The following is a 26,021-nucleotide window of genomic DNA, read 5'->3' on the forward strand; positions in this document are numbered from 1 at the left end:
CATGCAAATACTGCTTCTACTGGCAGTCATTGCGGCAGGTGTGTTGGCTTGGGTATTTATTCCATCGCACGAAACCATCGGGCAAAAAACGCTTGAGCAGGCACTCAACGACGACTACAGCCTCGTTGGGCATCGAATCTACTCAACCGATCCGGATGCTGGCAACCGATTCGGCTACTTCGTATTGGCAACTGGCCAGAGCATTGAAGAGCAAGAGCCGTTTTTGGTCACTTCGGATCAGTTTATTCGCATGGAACAAACGGGTGATAACACCTTGTCTGTGACCGTCAATGGCCGTATCTACCAATACCACAACGACTTGTGGGTACCAAAATCGAATGGAAAGTTGCAGCACTTTTTGGTCAGCGCAACCGCTAAGTACGTGCGCTAAAAAACGGGAACATTACTACCCCCTCCCACCACACACACAAAAAAAACAAAGCCCCGCATGCACTGCGGGGCTTTTTACGTTAACAAGAAAAGAACATCGAAAGGATGAGCGTTACTTCGCTAACACTTTCTCTTTAATCACTTTTAGTACCCCAGCCTCTTGGTTGCTTGGCGCAGAATAACGAGCGATTTTCTTAATCTCTTCATGCGCGTTAGCAACCGCGTACGAATGCTCACTGACTTGCAGCATTTCGAGGTCGTTGAGGTAATCACCAAACGTCATGGTTTCTGCCGGAGTAAAATTCATCGTCTCTTGAAGGTGCTGAATGGCCGCGCCTTTAGACGCCTCGGCATTCATCACATCCAGCCAAATTTTTGCGCTCACCACAACTTTATGCGTTGCGCCAAACTTCGCGTTCATGGTCGGGAACAGGAGCTCTTCCGAACCGTCAAAGTGACAAATTGCTACCTTGATTAACTCGTCTTCGACCTCAAGCAAATCCGGCACATATTCACAGCGGTGGTAGTACTTTTGAAACTCTTCCAGTGATTGCTGATCATGCGTTTCGATGTACGCCGAGCGCTTGCCACACAATACGATGTTCGCTCCGTCAATTTCACGAGCCGCTTTCACAATCTCCGCCACTTCCGCTTTAGGCATGGTGCAACTGTAGAGCTCTTTATCTTGGTACATCACCAAGGTGCCGTTTTCGGCCACATACAACACTCGATCTTTGATTGGCGCGAACGTGTCACGCAGGCTGTAATACTGACGACCAGACGCAGCGGAGAACAAAATACCTTGCTCTTCCAATTGCAAAAACAGGTCGAAAAACTCTGGATCCAAACGACCATATTGGTCAAGCAAAGTGCCATCCATATCGGAAGCAATAAATTTGATGCGAACTTGTGACATTAACTAAAACTCTAAATGACGCTGCGAAAAATATATCCATGTAAGGTACAGGATCTTGTATGAATCTCAAGTCGGGATGACGAGGCCTTTCGCGATTACCAATGGTGCTGTTTAAAGTAATCTTCACTGTGATCGATGAAGGCTCTCACCGCCGGAGACAAGTGTTTACGCGATGAATATAGCGCGTAAATGTTGAGATCATTTGGCTTCCAATCCGGCAACACCGACTCAAGCTGACCCGATTGCAGATAGATATTGCTCAAATAGGTTGGCAGCATCGAAATACCCATGCCTTGCAAAGCACCATGCAATAACGCCGTGGCCTCATTGCTGGTTAGGCGACACTCAATTCCCACCGACTCGAACTGCTCGCCCTGAGACAAATGCCACACGTGACGCTCAAAGTTTTTGTAACCCAAACAGTCGTGTGAAGATAAATCTCGCGGATGCGCGATCGCGCGATGAGTTTGCAAGTATTGCGGCGATGCCACCAACACCGATTCACACACCGCAATCGGCTTACCAATCAAAGAAGGATCGGGATCTGACGCAATTCGGATTGCCAGATCGATGCGTTGCTCGGTTAGATCACTCACTGAATCTTGCAGATCTATGTCGATATGCACTTTGGGGTGCTTTTGCATAAAACTGTTTACTGCTGGGATCAACTGTGAGACCCCAAATGAAGTGCTAGACGCGAGACGGATTTTTCCGGACAGCTCACCATCAACGGCAATGTTCGACGTCAACGTATCGGCCTGTTTTAACCAACGCTCAATCTGAGGCAAGCTGCGTTCCCCTGCGGTGGTGAGCGACACCTTGCGCGTGGTGCGGTGCAACAAACGAGTTTGCAACCAGTTCTCCATCGCCTCTACATAACGAGTCACCATTGGCCGAGACATGTCTAACCGCTCGGCGGTCGCGGTAAAACTGCCAGAATACACCACATCCACAAACACTTTTGCTGCCGTTACTCTGTCCATACATTTGCTCGAAATAAGAAATAGTGATGCACATTATTGTGTATTTTTCCGAGCGTATCAATTTCCTAATATAGCTCCCGTTCCCAAGCCATCGTCGCTTGGCCCCAAATTCTTTAGGAGCTTATTATGAAAAAATTCACTTTGATTGCTGCATCCATTTTAATGGCAAGCCCTGTCCTAGCGGCAAACCACTCTCCCCTTACTCTTGAGGTTTACAACGCCGACGGTAACAGCTTCCACGTTAACTCAACCTTGGTATACGGTGAGACTGACGCCATGGTCATCGACACTGGCTTCACCAAAGCTGATGCGATGCGCATTGCCGCTAAAGTGTTGGACTCAGGCAAAACACTTAAAACCATTTTTATCAGCCAAGCGGACCCAGATTACTACTTTGGAGCAGAGGCCTTACACCAACAGTTCCCTGATGCGCAGATCATCACAACGCCTGCGGTTCAAAAAATTATTAAAGAGAAATTGGCTGGAAAGCTGGCGTACTGGGGGCCAAAGCTTGGCGCAAACGCACCGGTAAAACCAGTGATCCCTGTCGCGTACGATAAAGCATCATTAGAGCTAGAAGGTCATAAGATTGAAATCCGTGGTAACCATGGCACATCAGCACACCGCCCTTACCTATGGATTCCAGATAACAAAGCGATTCTGGGTAACGTAGCCGTGTACTCAAACGTGCATTTATGGATGGCAGATGCCGCTGACCAAACCGCTATCAATGCTTGGGAGCAGCAGCTTAGCGAGATGCTTGCGCTTAAACCTCAAGTGGTCATTCCTGGTCACATGAAAGCAGGCACAAAGCTGAACGCAGACACCATTCGCTACTCGCAACAATACTTGCAGGATTTTCAGCAAGCGAAAAAACACAGCAATAACAGCGCTCAACTCATTGACACCATGTCAGCGAAATACCCAGAAGCTCAATTGCCAATCGCGCTAGAAATCGGTGCAAAAGTGCATACTGGTGAAATGTCATGGTAACCGTGCATTACTTCTTCGATCCCATGTGTGGTTGGTGCTACGGGGCATCACCACTCATCGAAGCCTTGATGGACACCTCTCAATTTAAGGTAGAGCTTCATCCCGGCGGCATGATTGAGAAACGCGCGATTGAATCTGAATTTCGTCAGCACATCATCAACAGTGACGCTCGTATCGCAACCGAAACCGGAGCAACGTTTGGTGAAGCATATCTGCAACGCGTGAAAAGCGAAGATGCGTTTGTTCTTGATTCTTATCTACCCACACAAGCGATCTTGAGTGCGGAGAAAATGGGGCTGAATCCATGGCACATGCTAAAGGCCATCCAATCCGCGCATTATCAGCTCGGGTTAAAAGTGAATGAAGCATCGACGCTCAAAGCCATTGCAGAATCGCTAGGTTTAGCAAACGATGCGTGGGAGCAAAACATGACGTTAAGCGAAGCCGAACTAAACGAGAGAATTCGCTCTAGCCGACAGTTGATGCGCCAGTTACACGTTGGTGGTTATCCAACCCTGATTGCAGAAGTAAATGGCGAGTACTTGACCTTGCCGCACTCGACCTACTACGACAAACCGGCACAGTGGAAGCTTGCATTACGAAAACTGCAATAAGCTCTTCCCCACTCGCTCTTGTTCTTAAGCCAAGAGCGAGTGCCAACACCGACATGGCAATCCTGACTCAAACAGGTACAATCCTCGCTCGAATTTTTACTCGCGCGGATACCCACCATGCACTCGCCTGAACATTGTTTTACACGTTTTACTGCTGATACTTCTGACTATGAATTACCAACGCAGTTTACGTTTCCGTTCTACTACACGCCGCATCCTCTTTGCGTTATGGCCGCAAAGCAATTGCAACAGCACTTATTAGCGCAAACCGACTTCGAACACGATTTTGGTTTGGTTAATGAAGAAACGGGGCGAGGCAAAATGTTTGGCGTATTGCTGGTAAAAAGCCCTCAAGGCGAGCTCGGCTTTTTAAGTGCGTTTTCTGGCAAAATTGCCGACCAAAACTTGATTCCAAGATTTGTCCCTCCTGTGTACGACATGCTGACCGATGAAGGCTTCTTCCGCGCAGAAACGGATGCCATCAACGCCGCCAATGCGGAGTACAAAACCTGTGCTGCGAATCCGGAATTGGCAGATCTTAAAGCGCAAATCCAAGCCGACCGAGCCGCTTATCAGCAAGAAGAGCAAACACAGCGCCAAGTGATGATAGACGGCCGCGCCGCACGCAAACGACAGCGCCAACAGGGCGAGCAAACACTCAATGCCGATGACCTCAAAATCTTGTTGGATGAGTTGGGTAAACAAAGTGTCGCCGAGAAAAACGCTCTCAAATACTTAAAGCAAGCGTGGGATGAAAAGCTTGCAATCAAAGAAGCACGATTGGCCGAGTTAGAGCAGCAACTTGCTCACCTTAAAGAGCAGCGCAAGACGCTCTCCAACGCTTTACAGCACAAACTGCATAAACAATACCGCTTCCTAAACAGCCATGGCGAAGCACGCGACTTGGTGGACATTTTTGCGGACACCACAAACCCAATACCACCAGCAGGTGCAGGGGAATGTGCTGCGCCAAAACTGCTCCAATACGCGTTTAAATACGGATTCAAACCGCTGGCGCTGGCAGAGTTTTGGTGGGGTGTTTCGCCAAAATCTGAAGTTCGCCAACACAAAAAATTCTACCCATCGTGCAACAGCAAATGTCAGCCGATTTTGGGCCATATGATGCAAGGGCTGGATGTCGAACCTAACCCATTGGCGGAGAATTGGGCAGAAGACAAAGAACTAGAGATAATCTACCAAGACGACGCTATGGTCGTCGTCAACAAGCCAACGGGCTTACTTTCAGTGCCGGGTAAAACTATCAAGGACTCTGCTTATACGCGCTTACAAGCGATGTTCCCTGATGTGGAAGGGCCGTTTGTGATTCATCGCCTCGACATGGCGACCTCTGGCATTTTGGTGTTTGCCTTAACTAAGCGCGCGAACAAAAGCCTGCAAAAACAGTTTATGGCTCGCGGCGTACAAAAACGTTATATGGCACTGCTCGAAGGCGTATTGAACGAGCCGGAAGGGGAAATTTCACTGCCAATGCGTGGTGACCCAGATGACCGCCCACGTCAACTGGTGTGTTTTGAACACGGGAAACATGCAGAAACCTACTGGCAGCTGATTGAAGTCAAAGATGGACGCAGCAAGGTATACATGTATCCGAAAACCGGGCGAACTCACCAACTACGTGTACACAGTGCTCATCATATGGGATTAAACATGCCAATGGTTGGTGATGGTTTATACGGCGAAAAAGCGAATCGCTTACACCTGCATGCTGAGATGCTAGAGCTGGATCATCCATACAGTAAAGAGCGCATGGTGTTCAAAGCTGGGTGCGAATTCTAACGTCTTCCAGATTTTAAATAACAAAAGGCACTGACTAACAGTGCCTTTTTTGGTTTCTAACAACAGAATAAGCGTGATGCGCGATACCGAAAACCGTTAGCTCACCTTAAACTTGGTCCACACCTGAGAGCGCCAACGCCTTGCCATGATGATACCACGTACCCATTCATCGAGTGCGATTGCCATCCAAGCCCCTAAAACGCCATAACCCAAGTGGATGCCAAAGATGTAAGAGAAAAGCACGCCTAGTCCCCACATACTCAAAATCCCCATTTGCACTGGGAACTTGATGTCACCCGCGCCTTTGAGCCCCGCGATAAAAATCAGGTTAAACACACGTCCGGCTTCGAGCAAAATTGAGCCCATGACTAACGAGCCTGCCAATGCGAGTATTTCTGGTTGATCGGTAAATACGCGCAGAATCTCTTCTCTAAACAGGTAAATCAGTGTGGTTGCCGCCGTTGATGCCACAAATCCCACTAAGAAGTAGATTTGTACACGTTTTAAAATGCTGCTCACCCAACCTTTACCGATGTAGTAACCAGTCTGAATTTGCGCTGCCTGACCAATTGCCAACGCGAAAGCAAACGAGAAACGGGCAATGTTTTGCGCATAAGTGAAAGCCGCCAACGATGCCGTCCCCATTTGCACCACAAAGTACACAATGCAGATTTGCGCCACGTTGTAAGACAGCACTTCACCCGCGTTCATACCGCCGATTTTTAAGATCTTTTTGTAAATTTCTGCGGGCACTTGTTTCATGGTCGACATTGGTAGTTCAATGCTGCTGCGAGCGAGAATAAACCATAACATTAACGTACCGATGACTTGGCTGACGACGGTTGCTATTGCTACACCTTGCACACCATACACAGGTAAACCGAATGGCTGGTAAAGCGCAATATAGTTACCAATGATGTTGAACACACCCGAGATCAAGTTCACCACCATTGGAGAGCGTGAATAGCCATGGCTACGCAGAATGGTCGTAAAGACTATGCCTATGGTGACGTTGAACGTCATCGCTCCGCTGATCAGCAAATATTCACGTGCGTATTGCTCGACTTGTGCCTCCAAACCGTAATACGGGAGCAGGAATATCGCGCCAAGCACGGCAATCACACTCAAGAACGCACCGACAATCACGGACAGCGCAATACTTGCAACGCCGACGTTCACAGACTCTTGCTCGCGCCCAGCGCCGTTGTATTGGGCAATCAAAATCCCCGTTCCGCTGCTGACAAACGTCGAAACGATGATTAAGAAAAAGGTAATCTGCGTGATCACACCAACAGCGGATACCGCTTTGTCTGAGTAGCCACTCAGCATGAACACGTCACTGGTTCCTAAAGCCGTCCGTAGCAAAATTTCGACAAGAATCGGCCAAGCCAATGCCACGATGGACATTCGTTGGTTGATGTTTTGGCTTTTAGGCATGTTTTTAACCTTTCCTACAACTAAAAACTGCCTCACAAAATGTGTGAAGCAGTTTGGAAAAAGAGTAACTCGAATGAAGCTCGATATGAGGCCGTGATTTAGCGCGGATTCTAGTCGCATATTGGGCACAACGACAACAATATTTCGCTCTGTTTCGGAAAAATATTTCTAATGCTTTTTCACAACGAAAAACTCATTGCCGGAATTTAGAGATCGTCGATTGACGAACAATGAGCTCAATAGGTAGAAGGTGCCATTCATGCGACTCCCAACAGAGTTGAGTCAGGATAGATCCTGCAAATACGGCGGTGGAAATGCATTACTTTGAATTATTAATCGAACCATCTGAAGCCATAAAGATCCGCCATGGAAAACTTTATAAGCCTTTGTTGCGCTTTGAGCACTCTCACCAAACCACACTTCTAGGCCCATACTAAAAATGACTGACATCACATTTGGAAACTTTGTTGTTCTATTCATCGCTAAAATACCGCCTAGAATAAGCGTACACGTTAATTAAGCAAGGATACGTAATGTCGACATTGGCTGGAGCACGCTTAGAGGAAATGGCGGATATCCGCTCAACAAGAAAAAAGAAAATTGTCTTTTTATGCTCCAGTATCGCCGCGGCATGTTTAACTTATGGCTCCATTGCTCAATTGTTTGAGGATAATTGGGGATTAAGCTTTTTCCATGCTCTGTGTGCCTTAGCCTGTTTAGGTATCAGTTATGTGATAAAGGTTCAACGACATCATCAATATGCCGACCTATGGCTGAGTGCAGTCTTGATGTTCGAAGGGTTATTGCTACTTCTGTATAACGATGCCCCCTCAGGCAAACTGCTATGGCTATACCCTATTGTCGCCACTCTGGTGCTGATCAATGAGTTTAAAGTCGGTCTGCTGTTTAGTGGCACCTATATCTTACTGATCTTTTTTGGCGTCGTTTTTTTAGATCGGCTACCAACAGCCAGTGACATCATAGAACGACGATTTATGCTGACCTTGATAGCAACTGCATTTGTGTGTCACACATTCTCGTATTACTACACAAAAGTCCTCAACTACATTCAAACACTTTATCGTGAAGGGATTGAAGAGTTGGCGTATTTTGACCAACTCACAGGGCTTGCCAACCGCTGGAGCTTTGAAACTTGGGCGCGAGCAAAGCTCGATGAGATCAACCATTCATCTGATGACAGTATCACTGCTCTGGTCTTCCTTGATATTGATAACTTCAAACATATTAACGACACCTACGGACACGATATTGGTGACCAAGTGCTTCAAGCCTTTGCAACTCGATTAAAAAACAATGTTCGCCATAAAGACAGAAAAACCGACAAACACGACTACTCCATCGCTCGATTTGCGGGCGACGAGTTTGTGCTCATGCTGTACGACATAAACAGTAAAGGTGACCTAGACAGCATTTTGAAGCGTATTGTGAATCTATTCCCAAAAGGCTACCGAAGCTACGATATGATTAACGAGTTAACGATGAGTGTGGGCGCTGCTATCTACAAACAAGATGCGAAGGATTTATCTGAATTGACTCGGTGCGCAGATAAAGCAATGTATGCGGCTAAACACACAGGGAAAAACCAATACGCGTATTACGAGCACTGCAATACCGAAGAGAAGTCAGCCTCTGAAACGCCGGCTGTGTCAGAAGCTTGCTAACGGTTAAGCGAATACATGCATCACCCATAGCCCCAGCACCAGAAATACGATTAGCCACACAGCTTGCAGCACTCTGCTCGGCTTATCTTGCTGGCGACCGAATTGGCCTTTAAACGCACGGTCCTTCACTTTGCCCATTAAGCCTTTTCCTAGAGCACGTCGATAGAATTCACGTCTCTTATGGGCAGCATTGGCGACCTCGGTAAAACGATGTCTTTGCTCATTGGTGAGATCTTTGTCCTCGTAACGAGGAGGGAGATCAGAATGCTTGCGTTGTACTGCCATCACTTCCTCCCTGGTCGATGGGTACATTTTTATTAAGTATATACCCAAATAACCAAAAGATGCGTTATAAGTGAAGCACATAGACGAAAAAACCACCCGAAGGTGGCTTTATTACAGGCAAAAAGGACGCTTTAGAAGTACTCACATAAATACGCAGTCGCGTCTTTCACTTGAAGCTCAAATGAAGAGTTCCCTTCCACTTCAAAAAACTCACCACTTTGGTAAGTCGTCCAATCACTTTCGCCGACACGCTTGACCACAAGTGCACCTTTTACAACCGTCATACGCTCAGGCGCTTGAGTGCCGAACGTGTATTCACCAGGAAGCATTACACCAACGCTAACGTCCTGATCATTCTGGTTAAAGCCTAGTGATTTTACACTACCTGCAAAATAGCTGTTTTCCTTAATACTCATTATTGGTTTCCTTATCAAAAGTCCGCTCTTTTTTACCTTGTTTCTTCCTGTTACTCAAGCTCTGAAAGTCATTAAGCTCAACGTTATAAAGCACATCCTTTGCTACTGAGCGAGGCCACCTTTTTCTAGGCTTAACCAGACGACGTAATTAGTGAGATAAAGTCGGTGAATTAGTTAACGCTAGCAATCAATAAAATCATCAATAAGAGTGTATCTGAATGTAAAAGTGGACATTAGATCATAATTTCTTAGTCTTAATGGCGGGATTGTTTGTTTTTGAGAAGGAAGGTTTCCACCATATTAAAAAAGGGAAGAAAAGTAGACCAATGACGGACTCAGCTCGCCGAAGGCGGAAAACAAGACAGGAACCAAAACTTTCATTTTGGGCTCGCCACCAATCCAAAGCCCTCAAAAGCGCATTTGCCGTTTTCGGGGTGGGTCTTTTGGCGTTTTTCAGCTATCAAATCCACCTATCCTATCAAGACCATATTGACCCGGAAAAAGTCTACGGCGAGTGGATTGAGATCGGCGCGCCACCCTACCAAACAGAACGTCTGACTTTCACAGAGGATGGGGTATATCGAAACCATCGACTCATCACGACAGAATTTGAATTCGATGGAAAGGTCATCACGTTGAACACTGGATTAGGAAAAACCGCGTACCAGATCTCGGGCTCTCACCTTTCACCTCAGATTCGCCGTATTGAGCCTCTTATTCCAGACCAACGATTCATCCGTAAGGGATTTGAGCATACCGTTCAAGGCTCAGAAACCGGAGCGGCTTCAAAACGTCGCGCTGCATTAAGTGAACATTTCAGCCGTGACTAGCACGTCTTCACGGCTATTTCTCCTTTCAATTATCTTTCTACTTCGATGAAACAAAACCTTAATAAACAATGAAATAAGGTATTCATCGCATTTATCACACTCGCTACTGAGTAAACAATAATTTTAGTTTCTGCTGAGATTTTATAAATTATTGACTCAGTCTGACACTTTCTGTGTAACAGAGTGCGAGTTTTAGTTAAGTTCTCTCAAGTGCCTCGAAAACCGTCTTAATTTTTTTTGACGAAAAAAAACTCTCTGAAATGCTGAGTGTGATGCTTTTGCACATGGAGTAAATCCAATCATCTTATCTGGTGCAAGAGCAGCCTATGTTCTAGGTAGAACATGAATCCAAGGATTGAGAGAGAAGTTATGATTCGATTTAACCTATGTGCAGCTGGCGTTGCTTTAGCACTATCAGGTGCTGCAGTTGCGGCTCCAACCGCACCAAGTATCGATATGTACGGTTCCAACAACCTTCAGTTTTCTAAAATTGAACTCGCGATGGAAACCACGTCAGGCTACTACGACATGGTGAAATACCATGAGCAAGCGAAGATCACTGTTAAGTTTAACCAGTGGAGTGGCACGCCAGGTGATACTTACAACGTCTATTTTGATGGTGCAAAAGTAGCAACCGGCCCAATCACTGGTAGCCAAACAACAGCGACATTTGAATATGGTCAGGGCGGCCTATACCAAATGGAAATCGAGGCGTGTGATGCGACAGGTTGTGCGAAAAGCGCACCAGCTGAAATCACGATTGCAGATACCGATGGTTCTCACTTGAAGCCACTGACGATGAATGTTGATCCAAACAACAAAACGTACAATACCGATCCAAGCGTCGTGATGGGTACGTATTTTGTTGAGTGGGGCATCTATGGTCGTGACTACACGGTCGATAACATGCCAGTCGACAACTTGACTCACATCCTTTACGGTTTTATCCCAATTTGTGGCCCAAATGAGTCTGTGAAGTCTGTTGGCGGCAACAGTTTCAATGCACTACAAACCGCTTGTACAGGCGTGCCTGACTACGAAGTCGTGATCCACGACCCTTGGGCCGCTTATCAGAAGAGCTTCCCACAAGCTGGTCATGAATACAGCACACCTATCAAGGGTAACTACGCAATGCTAATGGCATTGAAACAACGTAACCCTGATCTAAAAATCATCCCATCTATCGGTGGCTGGACGCTGTCTGACCCATTCTTCGATTTCGTAGACAAGAAAAACCGAGACACATTCGTCGCATCGGTTAAGAAGTTCCTGAAAACTTGGAAATTCTACGACGGTGTTGATATCGACTGGGAATTCCCAGGTGGCGGCGGTGCAGCCGCGGATAAGGGCGACCCTGTAAACGATGGCCCTGCTTACATCGCACTGATGCGTGAATTGCGCGTAATGCTTGATGAATTAGAAGCTGAGACAGGCCGTACTTACGAGCTAACGTCAGCTATCGGTGTCGGTTACGACAAGATTGAAGACGTAGACTATGCAGATGCGGTTCAATACATGGACTACATCTTCGCGATGACTTACGACTTCTATGGCGGTTGGAACAACGTTCCTGGTCACCAAACTGCGCTTTACTGTGGTTCATTCATGCGCCCTGGTCAGTGTGACGGTAGTGGCCTTGATGAGAACGGCGAACCGTACAAAGGTCCTGCTTACACAGCAGATAACGGCATCCAGCTTCTTCTTGCTCAAGGCGTTCCTGCGAACAAGCTAGTACTTGGTACAGCAATGTACGGTCGTGGCTGGGAAGGCGTAACTCCAGATACGCTAACCGATCCAAATGACCCAATGACAGGTACTGCAACAGGTAAACTGAAGGGCAGCACAGCGCAAGGTGTTTGGGAAGATGGCGTAATCGACTACAAAGGCATTAAGTCATTTATGCTAGGTGCCAACAACACTGGCATCAACGGCTTCGAGTACGGCTATGATGCACAAGCAGAAGCACCATGGGTGTGGAACCGCACAACGGGTGAGTTGATCACATTTGATGACCATCGCTCAGTGCTAGCAAAAGGTAGCTACGCTAAGTCTCTAGGTCTAGCGGGTCTATTCTCTTGGGAAATCGACGCGGATAACGGCGACATTCTCAACGCAATGCACGAAGGTATGGCTGGCGGTGTAGTTCCTCAACCAAACCGTAAACCAACCGCAGCTGCTGGCGCAGATCAATCTGTAACTGGCCCAGCAAGTGTGGTTCTAGATGGTAGCCTATCGAAAGACTCTGACGGTACTATCGCGAGTTACGCGTGGGAACAAGTATCTGGTACAGCAGTGGTACTAGCAGGCGCAGACACAGAGAAAGCAAGCTTTGATGCAGCAGAGGTTACTGTTGAGGAGCAATTAACTTTCAAGCTGACAGTGACTGACAACGAAGGTGCAACGGCATCTGACCTTGTTGTAGTAACTGTGAAGCCAGCAGGTGTGGTTGACCCAGCGAACAATGCGCCAGTAGCGCAAGTTGTTGCTCCAGCAACAGCAAACGCTGGTGACGTTGTGGTTGTAGATGCGTCAGCCTCTAGCGATGCAGACAACGATACTCTTACTTTCAACTGGACGCTTCCTCAAGGTTTGAACGCAACGGTTGAAGGTTCTAAAGTAACTTTCACTGCTGCTGAATACCCGCAAGACACTAGCCTAAGCTTTACCGTAAGTGTGAGCGACGGCAAAGCGTCTTCAACGGCAAGCGCAACTGTTGTTGTTGCACAGCATACAACCGATCCAAACCCTGGTACCTGTGACAACGCATGGGATGCAAGCGCAGTGTACACTGGCGGCAACCAAGTCACTCATGCAGGTAAAACTTGGGAAGCGAAATGGTGGACTCAGGGTGACGATCCTAGCCAATCTGGCGAATGGGGCGTTTGGAAAGAAGTTGGCGTAGCTAACTGTAACTAAGCCCAACCTTGCAGACTTTCTGTAAAGTTAACGATCAAAGGACAGCTTCGGCTGTCCTTTTTTGTTTTTATCTCATAACGAGAAAAGCGATACCATAGACGAAAAACAATCCGAGGTATTACTTTCAAATCGAATTAGCCCAAAACGGACCGAGCCAATTAGCAAGCATGAAGATTACCAAGCACGATCGAGTAAACGGTCAAAACTACTGAAGACTTGTCCACACTTCATCACTCGGCCATGGCCTTGACCTTGCGTTGTCACTAACTCAACATTTTCAATCTCTTCAGCGGCTTGTGCAGAAATACTGTACTTAGTGAACTTATCCTGCTCATCATGAACAATGATGGCTGGAGACGAGCGCTCAGCCAAACGCTTCAGCGGATCAATTGACTGTAATGGGTAACCAAATTGATCTTCAACTTCTGAAACCACAGCATTAAAAAGCTTCATCGAATAACCTGAACGCGCAATGCTACCGAATAGGTTCTCTACGTAATTCAATACCGGTGCAATAAGCAGTAAAGGCTTGTTTTCTAATTTGCTATGTCTGCACTCAAGAGCAGAAGCGGTGCCCATGCTGTGCCCAACTAGACCAACAATATCGTCTACCGTATCTAACACATCTTCTAACCCTTTGACAAAACCCGGAATGTGCCCATACTGCCCTTCACTCTCACCATGTGCTGGATGATCGTATGCCAAAGCGGTGAACCCTTTCGACGCAATATGTTCCATCAACGGATAAAACTGACTTGCGGTGCCAGACCAACCATGAGTTAGCACCCAAATAGGTCCAGAGCCCAAAGTGTAGGTTTTGATAATGCCTGCATGCCCTTTAATTTCACCCTTGGCAAGTCCTTGAGGTTCGGTGTTTTTAGGTGCTGTGCGAGCAGGTGTCAGGAGCAACTTACGCGCGGTATTCTTTGCATGTGACGGGGCAAGTGTGTGGTGTAACCGAGTACTAATGTTCACCAAACTGCGCTTAATACTGAAACGTTGCGATGTATTAAAGTAAATTTTTTCACTCATGATTATGTCCTTAACTATCAGCCACGCACAAAAAATAGAACGGTCGTGCTTTTTATGCTGATAAGAAAGAGCGAACTCAGCCGCTCTTTATGATTTTATGTCTACAAATCTGGAAAGCGAATAACTGGTATCAGCCTTTCCAGCGAGAAAATAAGTTGTCGATCCCTTGCCAAAACAGGCGCAAGCTTTCTTCCTCACCTTTAATTGAGTAAAAAACATGCGCACTCAAATAAAGACCGTATAAATCAAACGTTGCTTGGCGTGTATCTAAGTCTGCTGCAAATTCTTGCTTCTCTTTGCCTTTCGTTATTTGGATCTCCAAGTAGCTCAGCCAAGTGTCTATGGATTTACGCAGTCCGGCCTGAAGTGGGCAATCTTTATCTGCCGTGTCATTCCAAGCGTCTAGAAACATACAACTTCCTTGAAATGCGTGGTTCCAAGTCATCCAAGAATCGAGCAACCCTCGAATTTTACGTTCGATATTGCCATCCCCTGCTTCACGAACAGGCTCAATAACCCGAGCAGCGAACACTTTATTGGCGTGCTCCAATACCGATAGTTGTAAATTCAACTTCGAATTGAAGTGGGCAAACAGACCACTTTTCGACATACCGCATTGCTTGGCTAACTCACCAATCGTAAGACTTTCTAATCCGTCTTCGCTGGCAATCTCAAAAGCCCGTTGCAGAATAAACTCTTTTGTCACTTTTCCTTTTTGCATAATCTTATTTTTAGCACGATCGTTCTTTTTTGCAATCTAGAGTTAACTGGTCTAACCATACATTAGTGTCATTTTCGACTCGCTAATCACGTATTGAGTTGGTTAATGGGTTAATAATTAAGAAGTTTGAAGTAAGTCTTAAATTTAAACACAGCTTCAGTGTAAGCGCGAGTCTGTTGACTTTTTCACGCATTAATTCAGCCACAACCTGCTACTTTCACCTAAGTTTTTTTATTTAGGTAAGTAATGTAATGGCAAAGAAACAAAAAATAGCCAGCTTAGAGTTTGCGCGTATTATTGCGATGTTTGCAATTATAGGATTGCACTGCCAGATGGCCCTGACATACTGGCAATGGGATGGAATACCGTGGGTTGGCTATATGCTCAACCAATTGGCTCGTTTTGCTGTGCCACTGTTTTTTCTCATTTCTGGTTATCTTATCCAGCCCAAGCTAAGCCGCGCACCTATCGAAACACTAAAAAACTACGCCAAACCACTGATGAAGGTTTGGCTCATTTGGAGCGTGCTCAGTTTATTGATGCCATTCCAGTGGCAAACTGTCGCTGAGGCGGGGTATCTCGCCGAAAGGCAGGGCTACTGGGGCTACTTAATGTCGACCCCGCTCAATTCACTCGTCGAAGGCGGGCTCGTTCACCTGTGGTTTATTCCAGCTCTGGTCATTGCCGTTGCCTTAATTGCCTTCCTCGTGCATATCAATATGGCTCAATTGGTACTGCCAACCGCTGTATTGCTATACATATACGGCGTGTTTGCTGGCAGTTATTTGACCATTACCGATCTGCCAGCGCCTTTCTTTACTCGTAATGGGCCGTTTTTCAGTACGTTGCTGGTAACACTGGGTTATCTAGCACGAGAAGAGCAGTGGCGATGGTCGCGAAACAATACGATTCGATGCATTCTTCTTGGTACGGCGCTGCATTTTGGTGAGGCTTATTGGCTAATGCAACACGAGGTCGCTTTTAATTCTCACGACTTCCTGTTTGGTACTGTTATCTGGGCCGTGGGTGTCTTCATGTGGCTCTTAGTCCACCCACATTTTGGCGATATGCCTTGGGTATTCAAACTATCTCCTAGCGTGTTAGGCATTTATGTTAGCCATCTGCTTGTGATAATTATAATGATGAATGTCGCTGGATTTATCGGGTTGCAACACCTCGCGAAAGACGCATTTATTTATCCTGCAACGATTGTCGCAACCATAATACTTGTGAAAGCAATTGAGGCTTCGCCGTTGAGAAAATGGCTGCTGCGCTAAATCCATTCAGCGCTCGATATAGCTAGCTCTAGCTCAAAAGGGTTAGAGCTAGCCAGTTAAAAATGAGATTTCTCTCTCACTGACCAATTTTTGACTTTCTAATCCTTCAGAATTTGCCGTCACTCACAAAAAACATTGTTCATTTCCTTTAAATTGGCTCGACTATTACAACATTGCTCATTAAACGGAGGCTGTATGTGGGCAGGTCAAGGACTCGTTCCTTTTTTAGAGATTAGCCATTGGTTAACTTACGGTTTGTATGCCGCTGTGGTTTTATTTGGCGCAGCAAGCATTGCGTCACTCAGAAAATAGTGGCGCACACTATCATTTCCTAACTCCTACTGTTAATTCGAGCTCTCTCACAACTAACTCATTAATTTGTGGCTAATATTTCTCCAACCAGACAAAGGAGAAATGTCTATGCCAATCTATCCAATTGTAGCTTTCTGCTGTTTGTTGTTCTCTAGCGCCACCTTTGCTGCCCCCACCAATGAACTGAACCTTGTTAATTCTGGTGTCGGTTACGCGGCTCTCATTATCTTTTCGATTGCTTACATACTGGTTATGTTGGAAGAGTATCTGAAAATGAGAAAATCCAAGCCTGTGCTGCTCGCTGCAGGGTTAATTTGGATTCTGATTGGCTACACCTTTGCTCAACACAACCAGCCAGAAATCGCCAAATCCGCACTAGAACACAACTTGTTGGAATACGCGGAACTGCTGCTGTTTTTATTAGTAGCGATGACTTACATCAATGCTATGGAAGAGCGCAAACTCTTCGATGCCTTACAGGCGTGGATGGTCGGCAAAGGCTTTGGCTTCAAAAAGCTGTTTTGGCTGACAGGGTTTCTCGCCTTTATTATTTCACCGATTGCCGATAACTTAACCACAGCCCTCTTGATGTGCGCTGTGGTGATGAAAGTCTCTGGTGATAATCCTAGATTCGTGAATCTTGCCTGTATCAACATTGTTATCGCTGCCAACGCTGGCGGTGCATTCAGCCCATTTGGTGACATTACGACCCTGATGGTGTGGCAAGCCGGGCATGTCAGCTTTGCTGAATTCATCCCGTTATTCGTCCCGTCACTGGTGAACTACTTGGTTCCTGCATTTTTGATGTCACTCTTTGTTCCAAACACCAAACCGAATACGATTCACCAACACGTAGAACTGAAACGCGGCGCGAGACGTATTGTCGCACTATTCATTCTGACGATTGCCACCGCAGTCTCTTTCCACGCTTTGCTGCACTTCCCACCCGTTATGGGCATGATGATGGGCTTGGCCTACTTACAATTTTTCGGCTACTTCTTACGCCAAACACTCAAACATTCCTTGGCAAAAAAAGCGGCCATGGCAATTGCCAATGGCGACGATCACGCATTAAAACGCTTAGGTTCAGTCGTTCCGTTTGACGTGTTCCACCGTGTATCTCGCGCAGAATGGGATACCTTGCTGTTCTTCTACGGCGTAGTGATGTGTGTCGGCGGTTTGAGCTTACTTGGCTATCTCGAACTGGTTTCAAACGTCATGTACAACCAATGGAACCCTGTCTGGGCCAACGTGATGGTTGGTGTTCTGTCTGCCATCGTCGATAACATTCCGGTTATGTTTGCTGTACTGACCATGGAACCAAGCATGTCGATGGGGAACTGGTTACTTGTCACATTGACTGCGGGTGTGGGGGGCAGCTTGCTTTCAATTGGCTCTGCTGCTGGTGTCGCATTAATGGGAGCCGCGCGTGGTCAATATACCTTCTTTGGCCACCTAAAATGGGCTCCCGTCATCGCCTTGGGTTATGCTGCCAGTATTGCGGTACACTTGTGGATGAATAGCGGTTTATTTACTTAAAAGCACCTAGAATTAGTCACTTAACTTGCAATGCAACCTAACGGTCGGATGGATGGTTAACGCCATCCATCACTTCGATAGTTCCCAATTCATATGGGTTGACGCCCTCTAAACAGCCGACATTATAGCCGTACTCACTCGGGTCAGAGCGACGCTGATGGTGCGTATAAATACCACATTCGCCACAGAAAAAGTGCTTCGCTGTGCGAGTGTTAAATTGATACAGCTTCAAAACGTCTTCGCCTTGCACGATACGAATACCATTCAGAGGCACAGATGCCACAATCGCGCCGCGACGTCGACACATGGAGCAATCACATCGTCTCGGCTTCTCAATACCATTAGGTAATGCAAGTTCCAGCTCAACTTTTCCGCAGTGACAACTCAGTCGATGTAATGCGTTGATTTGGGTAGTGCCGACTTTCTTAATCATAACTTTTCCTTGTTGTGTTTCTACCTGTGTACATTATGTTAAACAGGCTAGCATCAGCACAATCTTGTCCAAAAACTCGACATTCATCACTTTTCGCGACATTTTATTGGCCGATTTGTTAGTTGCTATTTTGGCAACTGTTTATCTCGTTGGATGGACGTGTTGTCTCCGGCGAGGTTTTTAAACCAAGGAAAAAAATTTTATGGATAAAGATCATAGCCTAAGAGAGAACCTCTTGGCTCTGACGCTCGGCAGTGCGTTAGTGTCGCTTGGGGTAATATTTTTCAGCAAAGTAGGATTGCTCACCGGCGGTACGGCTGGTTTGGCGATCTTCCTTACCAAAGTGAGTGACTTCAGCTTTGGTCAGATATTTTTCGCTCTCAACCTCCCTTTTTATATTTTGTCTGTAATGCGCATGGGATGGCGCTTCACCATTAATACCTTCATTGCGGTCTCGATTGTTTCTTTTGCGGTCGATCATCTGCACCATGTGATTGAAATTTCACGAATCGAACCTTTCTATGCAGCACTTCTAGGTGGTGGGTTAATTGGAATAGGTATGTTGGTGATTTTCCGCCACAAGATGAGTTTAGGCGGTTTTAACATTTTAGCGTTGTACCTTCAGGAACGTTTTGGGATTCGAGCAGGTAAAGTTCAGATGGCACTCGATTGTGCCATCGTAGTGATGTCGCTGTTCATTGTGGATGTGCACCTTATCGCTCTATCCGTCCTAGGTGCCGTGGCGACAAACTTGATTTTGGCGATGAACCATAAACCAGGACGATACCAGGCAAAAGCGCAAATAGCTTAATCAACATCGTGTAATGAGTGAACTTACAAAATATGAGCCCCGAGCCATTCGCTCGGGGCTTTTTTATTCAACGTTGAGATCATGTCAACGAACTCGTTGTGCAGTATTGCTGCATCCCCACATCCACTTGAGCTTTATATTTCTGGCTAAGATGGAAGTGCACTTGCATCAGCAAATCATGCGCATGGAACAGCTCAAACGCGTCACCACCATTTTGCTGACAAATGGCTTCGCAGCGCTCGGCATGCTGCTTGGCTTGTCCGGCTTCACCCGCTTTGAGTAAACTCATCGCTAAGCGATACTCAGCACGTTCTTCTTGCATCCAACCACCCGCCACTTTCCAGTAATCCAACGCGAGCTTCGCCGCTTCTAGCATCCTCGATTTTTCCACATCCGTGCGCTCAGCCAGCGCTTCATACTGGCACGCCAAGTTGTTTGCTGTGATTGCGATAGAGCGCGCTAGCGGCCCTTCAGCATCTTGTGGTGTCATACCTAGCGCGGCTTTCGCCAGCCATTGGCTCGCCAGTTCAAGCTGAGCAAGCGCAGAAAGTTCATTCGAAATCAGAGCGTAAACTCGTCGTTGGTCTTGCTCTTCCAATAATTCCATATTGACAGTGCCATCTACGAAGTAGCGCGCAACGGCAATATTGCGTTGCAATGCCGAACTCTCGGCAACCTTGCGTTCATCAAAGCGCTCTAAACAAACAAGAAACGGTTCTGGACGCTGGAGGTGCCCAATCGCGGTGTGCAGCATCAATGCGAATATTCGCTCGATGTGGTTAACGTTTTCCACCTCACTCAGAGCCGTTTCCAATTGAGCATAAGTTTGTTCGGGCTGTGTTTCGTGATGCTGCCAACACTCACTCATGAATGCATCAAAATCCGTTTTGAAAGGCATGTCCTTATTATCCTTTTTCTATTCGTATAACGAATATGAAACTCTACACTATCGTTTCCCCTGTGTAGCACGCTTAAATCGCCTCACTTAAAGCGGTGTACCTTGCTCCAACGCAAGTAAACGTTGCTTGCGCTCTACTCCACCAGCATACCCTGTCAATTTACCGCTTTTGCCAATAACGCGATGACAAGGCACCACGATAGAAATAGGATTTTTTCCGTTTGCCAACCCAACAGCGCGCACAGCTTTAGGGTTGCCAATCGCGTTGGCGAGATCTTGATAGCTCCACGTCTCGCCGTATGGAATGGTCGTTAGTGCCTGCCAAACTTGATTTTGAAAATCCGTGCCTGTAGCCGCCAAAGGCAGCTCAAATTCATTGCGTAGGCCAGAAAAGTATTCATTCAACTGGGTAACAGCTTGGCGCAAAATCGGGTGTTGATCGTCTCGCGCTCCCAGTTCACTCGGCTTAGTGGTGCATGTTTCAAACCAAATGCCAAGCAAGCCCTCTGCGTTAGATTGGATGGTCACCGTTCCTAATGGGCTCGGCATTTCGGTATAAAATGTTTTCATGATTGATTCCATAAGTGAAACGTCGCGTAGCTTCCCCAAGGGGCCGCAGTGTGCATATTCAGTGATGGGTAACGCTGCATCGCCTTTTTCACCACCAAGTCTTTATCTAAAAAGCAATCGGGTTGAGATTGCCCTCGCAGTTGAGCATAACTGACTGTCCAAGGTCCAATGCCTTTCAAAGCTAGCCACTGCTGGGGGTCGGTTTCTGAGTTGTCCTGCATGAACTGGGCGAAGCGCACTAGCGTCTCTTTACGGCTTTGCGGCATGCGCAAAAAGCTCACGTCGGTATTAGCTATCGCATCTGGTGTCGGGAAAAAGCGTTTTTCTGACTCTCCACTAAGTGTGGTCACCAATAAGTTAAGTTGACCAATCGCCGCTTTAACCGACACTTGTTGGCCTAAAATCGCTCGAACTCCAGCCTCCCATGCATTCCATACACCAGGAATCCGAATACCTTTACTCGACACGAGCCCGGGAGCAACATAATCCAAATGCTGCTCAACAGTACAAATATCGGCGTCAAGATCGAACATACGACGAATGTCAGACACCAAGTTTTGCAGCTTCGTTACGTCTTCAATTTCAAACGCTAGCTCTAGGTACCCTTCACCTTTGGTTGCTTTAAACCACGCTTTACTGGTATCCAGACAAACGTTGCGCTGATAACTCTCATCACTCACCAGCTCAACCCCCTCAATCGCTCGTAAACGGTAGAAGTCCAACATGTGCTGCCAATTCAATTCACCTCGATAAGGCAAGGCAATTCGATTGCTACCCATACCGTCAAACTCTTTGCGACGGACTTGAGAAGGCGTCAGTTTGAGAAACTTTTGGAAAGCATCGTTAAAGCGGCGTGTACTATTAAAACCGGCGGCAAAGCCTACTTCCGTGACCGACATAGAACTGGAATGAAGTAACTGTTTGGCGAACATTAATTGTTGATATTGCGCATACTGCTTGGGTGACATGCCTAGATACTGCTCAAACAACATACGTAAGTAGCGATCCGAAATCCCAACACGCTCTGCTAGCTCAGACACCGAGTGGTGATGCAACTCCCCTCGATCAATTAACGAAATTGCTCGTTGAAAGGTCGTTTCTACGCCTTTCCATGCCCAAGAACCCGGCGCGCTATCAGGTCGACAACGCAAACAAGGACGGTACCCCGCTTGGAGAGCTTGCGCTTTATCGGTGAAGTACTCTACATTTTCTTCTTTAGGTAAATTAGCCGGACAAATTGGGCGACAAAAGATCCCCGTTGTTTTCACAGCCACATAAAATCGCCCATCAAAGCGGCTGTCTCGCGCGACTCGCGCCTTATGACACTGCTCGAAAGTCAGTGAGGTATGGGGGTGAATAAACATAGTGCTTTCCTTGCTCATGCCTTTTGTCATTTATTGTTCATAGGCATCGTTCAATATAATGTTATTGTAGCTTGCTTAAGCGTCTACAATTAGCCATTTTCGGAACTCAATATTGAGATTTATTGGCATTAGCGCTTTTGTACACTAAAGTTAGATTCAGAACATCACAACAACGTCGGCTAAAGGGAATTGGCATGGACTTACACACTTGCGTAATTGTACTAAGAAACCAAAAGGTTATTACCAGTAAATCCGTAGATCATTCAATTGGAATTATCGAACGAGACTCAGATAACGAGATCTCAGAAATTCAAATTAATGCCACGGATGGGCGTAATATTCGAACCTATCACTACAACAATGTAGAGGAGTCACTAGAGAGCTTAATGAACCTCTGACGGTTTTCTTTAACACACCTTTCTCCCTTGTTAATAGCGAAAGCAATAGAGCACAGCAACCTGTGCTCTTTTTTTTGTTTAACAGCAAAAATGTTTATCGAAAATAATGATGGAACCTGATTTAAAACACGACAAAACTGGCATAAAAAAACTCATAAAAAACACTCAAGCAACTGATTAAAAATAACAAAAATCCATTATTCAATTTTTTAGAACGAGTTTATCAAAATACTCCCGTTATTTTTATTCTCACCGCCACCTAAACTGTTCTCAACAGCACGGGAGCACACGCTTCCCACTCATTGAAAAGAGTCAGAGGACAGAATCATGAAAGCACTATTACAGAAAATCACCACTTCAAACGCAGGTTACAGCGCACTATCACTTCGCATTCCAATCGGCATTATCTTTATGGCGCACGGCGCACAAAAACTGTTTGGTTGGTTTGGTGGCTATGGGTTAGAAGGTACAGGTCAGTGGATGGCATCCATCGGTTTAGGTCCTGGCGTGCTAATGGCATTCCTTGCTGGCAGCGCAGAGTTCTTTGGCGGCTTGTTCATCTTGCTTGGCCTGCTAACTCGCCCAGCAGCCGTTGCTTTAGCGTTCACGATGGTGGTAGCGATATTCTCCGTCCACTTTGAAAACGGTTTGTTCATGGCAAACAACGGTTACGAGTTTGGCTTAGCTTTACTGGCAGCAAGTGTTTCACTGGCGTTTTCTGGCGCAGGTAAAGCAGCATTAGATAACTTCTTAAACAAAAAGCTCTCTTAAGGAGGCTCTATGATTACGGTAAGACATGCAGCAGACCGAGGTCGAGCAAACTTTGGCTGGCTTGATAGCAAACATACGTTTTCTTTCGGTAGCTATTACGATCCACAACATATGGGCTTTTCTGAGCTGAGAGTCATCAATGACGATGTAGTCCAACCTGGCGCAGGTTTTGATACACATGGCCATCGTGATATGGAGATCATCAGCTATGTGCTGGAAGGTGTTATCGCGCACAAAGACAGCGAAGGTAACGTGAAAACATTACCCGCCGGGGAATTCCAACTCATGTCGGCAGGGAAAGGGATTTACCACAGTGAGTACAATGCGTCGAACCAAGATACGCTGCGCTTTCTACAGATTTGGATTCAGCCAAATACATTTGGAACCAAACCAGGTTATCAGCAAAAAGACTTTGGTCGCACGCCTGGATTAACAACCATCGCGACTCCAACAGGAGAAAACGGTACGCTACTTATTAAGCAAGATGCCACATTACATCAGTTAATTCTTGAACCAAATAGCGAACTTAACTTTGAGATAGAATCGGGTAGAAACTTATTCGTTCACCAAGTAACGGGAAGCCTTAGCATCGACAATACCACCTTGACGGCGGGCGACGGCGCGAAGGTCGAACAGCAAAGTAAGGTTGTTTTACGCAATACATCAAACGAGAGCACAACCGCCCTGCTATTTGACTTGCCATAACTATCGATTCATCGAGATAAAAAGAAAGCCGCCTGGATTTTCCAAGGCGGCTTTTTAATTTCTCTGACTTTTCACTCAACGCTATTCGTCGGAAGTGCCGGAACCAATTTGCTGAAAACTGTAAGCCGTCAGTGGATCAATCTCTTTGACAATTTCTTCCACTTGCTTAATCGCGTCTACCGACGAGCTAGCTTTACGATAGCTCAAATAGATAGGGCGATACCAATCTTCTACGCCAGACACCTTGTGAAGCTGCCCATTGGCGATAAAGGGCTCTACCAGAGAGATGGGTAAGTAAGCGGCACCGCCCTTCTCTAAAATAAAGTCCAATGCAATGCGCGCCGTTGACGTGCGCAGATACGGAGCCGGGATCTTAGGGTGACGTTCAGAATGTTCTGATGAGAAGCGCGTTCCCCAATCCACATACACGTATTTGTTTTCAAAAACGGTGTCTAAAGAGTCTTTCTCAGTCGATACCAGAACGAGAACAACATCGGCCACTTTTTTGCAGTTAAGCTCATCAGCTTTGATTTGGTCGAACGCAAATGCCATATCTAACGTGCGCTCTAGCAAGCTGCGACTGAGCATTTCCCGCCCCATCACTTCTGCCATGAAGCCATAGCCTCCAAATGAATCAGTGACGACACTTAAACAGTTCTGCAAGTAAGCGTCCCAAATATTTGGCGTACCGCCTAACGTTAATTGCAGCGCTTTGCCATCTTCAAGCGATAACTCTAGCTTCGCTTGTTGCAATGTGGTGACCATCACCTCTGCATAACTGATTAAGCGCTCACCTGCAGAGGTCAACTTTATGTTATTTCGATCACGAATAAACAATTGCGTATCGAAGTAACTTTCCAATTGTTTGATACGTGCGCTCACTGCAGCTTGGGTAATATAAAGATTCTCAGCGGCGCGTCCGAAGTGACGAACCCTTGCCAGCTCTAAAAATGTTCGAAAGACTTTTACATCCATAAACCATCTCCTGGTTAATATAAAACCAGATTAACAACTAATTAAAATCATGACGACAAAAAAGTTTTGTTTTTCTTTTGTTAGCTTTACGCCTAATTTTCGCCGTAGTTCACTACATTCATCAATAACGGTTACAGAGGCTGTTGACATGTCTGACACTGAATTCCGTCATGGCAAAAAACGTTTTTACGACAACGTAAAATTCCCACGCGGCTTTGCAAAGTCTGGCGATTTTACTCTCTCGGAAGAGGAAATCCTAACAATTTATGGGGATACTATGCTTGGCTTAGAGTCAGGCGAATTAACACCTGAAAATAGCGAAGAGAAACACTTCATCAAGGTGCTAGAAAACCCAGGCAAAGCAAAAACAAAACTTGAGCGTACGTGGCTAAAGTACACCCAACTTGCTCGTGGTCGCAAGCGCTTCCACACGCTAAATGGTCGTAATAAGCCTGACGCGACAGAAGATTACATTGAAGAGAGTTTGGTCGAAGACGATTAATAACCAAATAAACTAATTCTCGCCTTTTTCTAGCAGTAGGTAATAGGCGAAAGCTCGTTTGGTTTGACTGAGCGAGCAAAACAAGCTCATTTCTTCTCCTAAAGCCCAAGGGCGCGTTCTCCCAAGGGCTTTTTTAGTATTTAGTGCTAGTCTACTTGGCAAGCATCGCGATCTTTTTCAAAAAGCTCTCTTTCAAGTGCTCTTGGTCGTACTCCAATTGATAGGTATTGTGGAAGCCAACCTTTAGCTCAACACCATTCCCTCGTAAGAAAACGTTGTACCCGTCGTAATCGGAAAACGCTTCTACACCTTCATACATTTTGCCAAATTCGGTTGGTGTACCGTTGTTCATCACACATTCGTAAGCCTGTAGTACTTTGCTCGGATCTAACTCATTTTTCATACCGAATTCCTCACTGGTTTACACATTTCAATTATGGTTAAGGAATGAGCG

The 26,021-nt window shown here is 46.2% G+C and carries 27 protein-coding genes; 14 read left to right on the plus strand and 13 right to left on the minus strand.

Annotation, left to right across the window (positions count from 1 at the left end; genetic code table 11):
- The first annotated feature begins 1 nt into the window (after window position 1).
- Window positions 2-391 (plus strand): hypothetical protein, encoded by a 390-nt coding sequence (locus VEA_RS19665; protein WP_006740947.1) that lies wholly within the window; start codon window positions 2-4, stop codon window positions 389-391.
- 111 nt (window positions 392-502) lie between these two features.
- Here the strand turns inward: VEA_RS19665 and VEA_RS19670 are convergent, their stop codons facing one another.
- Window positions 503-1,306 carry a Cof-type HAD-IIB family hydrolase gene (locus VEA_RS19670; RefSeq protein WP_006740946.1) on the minus strand — a complete coding sequence of 268 codons (804 nt, stop codon included), beginning with the start codon at window positions 1,304-1,306 and terminating at the stop codon, window positions 503-505.
- Window positions 1,307-1,401: 95 nt separating this feature from the next.
- Entirely contained in the window at window positions 1,402-2,289 is an 888-nt protein-coding gene (locus VEA_RS19675; protein WP_006740945.1) for a LysR family transcriptional regulator, read from the minus strand.
- A gap of 126 nt (window positions 2,290-2,415) precedes the next feature.
- On the opposite strand from VEA_RS19675, the gene VEA_RS19680 reads away from it, so the two are divergent.
- The 3 genes from VEA_RS19680 to VEA_RS19690 all read left to right on the plus strand — a co-directional run bounded on the left by VEA_RS19680 (window position 2,416) and on the right by VEA_RS19690 (window position 5,693).
- Window positions 2,416-3,282, plus strand: a complete 867-nt coding sequence (locus tag VEA_RS19680; RefSeq protein ID WP_006740944.1) for an MBL fold metallo-hydrolase — start codon at window positions 2,416-2,418, stop codon at window positions 3,280-3,282.
- Entirely contained in the window at window positions 3,276-3,896 is a 621-nt protein-coding gene (locus VEA_RS19685) for a DsbA family protein (protein WP_006740943.1), read from the plus strand. Before VEA_RS19680 ends, VEA_RS19685 begins: the two co-directional genes overlap by 7 nt.
- Before the next feature lie 117 nt (window positions 3,897-4,013).
- The gene (locus VEA_RS19690) at window positions 4,014-5,693 is read left to right on the plus strand and encodes an RluA family pseudouridine synthase (protein WP_006740942.1); all 1,680 of its coding nucleotides are present in this window, start codon (window positions 4,014-4,016) and stop codon (window positions 5,691-5,693) included.
- Window positions 5,694-5,789: 96 nt separating this feature from the next.
- Here the strand turns inward: VEA_RS19690 and VEA_RS19695 are convergent, their stop codons facing one another.
- Entirely contained in the window at window positions 5,790-7,130 is a 1,341-nt protein-coding gene (locus VEA_RS19695) for an MATE family efflux transporter (protein WP_006740941.1), read from the minus strand.
- A 533-nt stretch (window positions 7,131-7,663) separates the two neighbouring features.
- Here VEA_RS19695 and VEA_RS19700 point away from each other — a divergent pair.
- Window positions 7,664-8,812 (plus strand): GGDEF domain-containing protein, encoded by a 1,149-nt coding sequence (locus VEA_RS19700; RefSeq protein WP_006740940.1) that lies wholly within the window; start codon window positions 7,664-7,666, stop codon window positions 8,810-8,812.
- Window positions 8,813-8,815: 3 nt separating this feature from the next.
- Here the strand turns inward: VEA_RS19700 and VEA_RS19705 are convergent, their stop codons facing one another.
- Both VEA_RS19705 and ppnP read right to left on the minus strand, forming a co-directional pair.
- Window positions 8,816-9,097 (minus strand): hypothetical protein, encoded by a 282-nt coding sequence (locus VEA_RS19705; protein ID WP_041853103.1) that lies wholly within the window; start codon window positions 9,095-9,097, stop codon window positions 8,816-8,818.
- A gap of 131 nt (window positions 9,098-9,228) precedes the next feature.
- Window positions 9,229-9,513: a pyrimidine/purine nucleoside phosphorylase gene (ppnP, locus tag VEA_RS19710; RefSeq protein ID WP_005392006.1), complete on the minus strand. Its 285-nt coding sequence runs from the start codon at window positions 9,511-9,513 to the stop codon at window positions 9,229-9,231.
- Between the two features lie 326 nt (window positions 9,514-9,839).
- Between ppnP and VEA_RS19715 the strand changes: the two genes are divergently transcribed.
- Window positions 9,840-10,343: a DUF2850 domain-containing protein gene (locus VEA_RS19715; protein ID WP_041853152.1), complete on the plus strand. Its 504-nt coding sequence runs from the start codon at window positions 9,840-9,842 to the stop codon at window positions 10,341-10,343.
- 369 nt (window positions 10,344-10,712) lie between these two features.
- Window positions 10,713-13,259, plus strand: a complete 2,547-nt coding sequence (locus VEA_RS19720; protein WP_006740937.1) for a glycosyl hydrolase family 18 protein — start codon at window positions 10,713-10,715, stop codon at window positions 13,257-13,259.
- A gap of 174 nt (window positions 13,260-13,433) precedes the next feature.
- Here the strand turns inward: VEA_RS19720 and VEA_RS19725 are convergent, their stop codons facing one another.
- Window positions 13,434-14,291 (minus strand): alpha/beta fold hydrolase, encoded by an 858-nt coding sequence (locus VEA_RS19725; protein WP_006740936.1) that lies wholly within the window; start codon window positions 14,289-14,291, stop codon window positions 13,434-13,436.
- A gap of 130 nt (window positions 14,292-14,421) precedes the next feature.
- On the minus strand, window positions 14,422-15,012 hold the full coding sequence (locus VEA_RS19730; RefSeq protein WP_005392013.1) for a TetR/AcrR family transcriptional regulator: 591 nt from the start codon (window positions 15,010-15,012) through the stop codon (window positions 14,422-14,424).
- A gap of 251 nt (window positions 15,013-15,263) precedes the next feature.
- Between VEA_RS19730 and VEA_RS19735 the strand changes: the two genes are divergently transcribed.
- Together VEA_RS19735 and nhaD are read left to right on the plus strand one after the other, a co-directional pair.
- Window positions 15,264-16,289, plus strand: coding sequence for an acyltransferase (locus VEA_RS19735; RefSeq protein ID WP_006740935.1), 1,026 nt, complete (start codon window positions 15,264-15,266; stop codon window positions 16,287-16,289).
- Between the two features lie 420 nt (window positions 16,290-16,709).
- Window positions 16,710-18,140, plus strand: coding sequence for a sodium:proton antiporter NhaD (gene nhaD / locus VEA_RS19745; protein WP_005392020.1), 1,431 nt, complete (start codon window positions 16,710-16,712; stop codon window positions 18,138-18,140).
- A 37-nt stretch (window positions 18,141-18,177) separates the two neighbouring features.
- On the opposite strand, the gene VEA_RS19750 is transcribed toward nhaD, so the two are convergent.
- Window positions 18,178-18,573: a GFA family protein gene (locus VEA_RS19750; RefSeq protein WP_006740934.1), complete on the minus strand. Its 396-nt coding sequence runs from the start codon at window positions 18,571-18,573 to the stop codon at window positions 18,178-18,180.
- A 202-nt stretch (window positions 18,574-18,775) separates the two neighbouring features.
- Here VEA_RS19750 and VEA_RS19755 point away from each other — a divergent pair, with 202 nt between their 5' ends.
- Window positions 18,776-19,384, plus strand: a complete 609-nt coding sequence (locus VEA_RS19755; RefSeq protein ID WP_006740933.1) for a DUF6198 family protein — start codon at window positions 18,776-18,778, stop codon at window positions 19,382-19,384.
- Window positions 19,385-19,463: 79 nt separating this feature from the next.
- Here VEA_RS19755 and VEA_RS19760 read toward each other — a convergent pair whose 3' ends face one another.
- The 3 genes from VEA_RS19760 to VEA_RS19770 all read right to left on the minus strand — a co-directional run bounded on the left by VEA_RS19760 (window position 19,464) and on the right by VEA_RS19770 (window position 22,216).
- On the minus strand, window positions 19,464-20,282 hold the full coding sequence (locus tag VEA_RS19760; RefSeq protein ID WP_006740932.1) for a hypothetical protein: 819 nt from the start codon (window positions 20,280-20,282) through the stop codon (window positions 19,464-19,466).
- A gap of 87 nt (window positions 20,283-20,369) precedes the next feature.
- Window positions 20,370-20,852 carry a methylated-DNA--[protein]-cysteine S-methyltransferase gene (locus tag VEA_RS19765; RefSeq protein ID WP_006740931.1) on the minus strand — a complete coding sequence of 161 codons (483 nt, stop codon included), beginning with the start codon at window positions 20,850-20,852 and terminating at the stop codon, window positions 20,370-20,372.
- Window positions 20,849-22,216, minus strand: a complete 1,368-nt coding sequence (locus VEA_RS19770; RefSeq protein ID WP_006740930.1) for an AlkA N-terminal domain-containing protein — start codon at window positions 22,214-22,216, stop codon at window positions 20,849-20,851. The genes VEA_RS19765 and VEA_RS19770 overlap by 4 nt, the downstream gene beginning before the upstream one ends.
- Before the next feature lie 194 nt (window positions 22,217-22,410).
- Here VEA_RS19770 and VEA_RS19775 point away from each other — a divergent pair, with 194 nt between their 5' ends.
- The 3 genes from VEA_RS19775 (at window position 22,411) to VEA_RS19785 (ending at window position 24,090) form a co-directional block, all read left to right on the plus strand.
- Entirely contained in the window at window positions 22,411-22,614 is a 204-nt protein-coding gene (locus VEA_RS19775; RefSeq protein WP_017633816.1) for a hypothetical protein, read from the plus strand.
- A 327-nt stretch (window positions 22,615-22,941) separates the two neighbouring features.
- Window positions 22,942-23,385, plus strand: a complete 444-nt coding sequence (locus VEA_RS19780; protein ID WP_006740929.1) for a DoxX family protein — start codon at window positions 22,942-22,944, stop codon at window positions 23,383-23,385.
- Between the two features lie 9 nt (window positions 23,386-23,394).
- Window positions 23,395-24,090 (plus strand): pirin family protein, encoded by a 696-nt coding sequence (locus tag VEA_RS19785; RefSeq protein ID WP_006740928.1) that lies wholly within the window; start codon window positions 23,395-23,397, stop codon window positions 24,088-24,090.
- A gap of 81 nt (window positions 24,091-24,171) precedes the next feature.
- Here the strand turns inward: VEA_RS19785 and VEA_RS19790 are convergent, their stop codons facing one another.
- Window positions 24,172-25,065 carry a LysR family transcriptional regulator gene (locus tag VEA_RS19790; protein WP_006740927.1) on the minus strand — a complete coding sequence of 298 codons (894 nt, stop codon included), beginning with the start codon at window positions 25,063-25,065 and terminating at the stop codon, window positions 24,172-24,174.
- 148 nt (window positions 25,066-25,213) lie between these two features.
- On the opposite strand from VEA_RS19790, the gene VEA_RS19795 reads away from it, so the two are divergent.
- Window positions 25,214-25,567, plus strand: coding sequence for a MaoP family protein (locus tag VEA_RS19795; RefSeq protein WP_005392041.1), 354 nt, complete (start codon window positions 25,214-25,216; stop codon window positions 25,565-25,567).
- Window positions 25,568-25,718: 151 nt separating this feature from the next.
- Here the strand turns inward: VEA_RS19795 and VEA_RS19800 are convergent, their stop codons facing one another.
- Window positions 25,719-25,970 carry a DUF3081 domain-containing protein gene (locus VEA_RS19800; protein WP_005392042.1) on the minus strand — a complete coding sequence of 84 codons (252 nt, stop codon included), beginning with the start codon at window positions 25,968-25,970 and terminating at the stop codon, window positions 25,719-25,721.
- Between the last annotated feature and the right edge of the window lie 51 nt (window positions 25,971-26,021).

The sequence above is a fragment of the Vibrio antiquarius genome (genome assembly GCF_000024825.1).
Lineage (GTDB): Bacteria > Pseudomonadota > Gammaproteobacteria > Enterobacterales > Vibrionaceae > Vibrio > Vibrio diabolicus.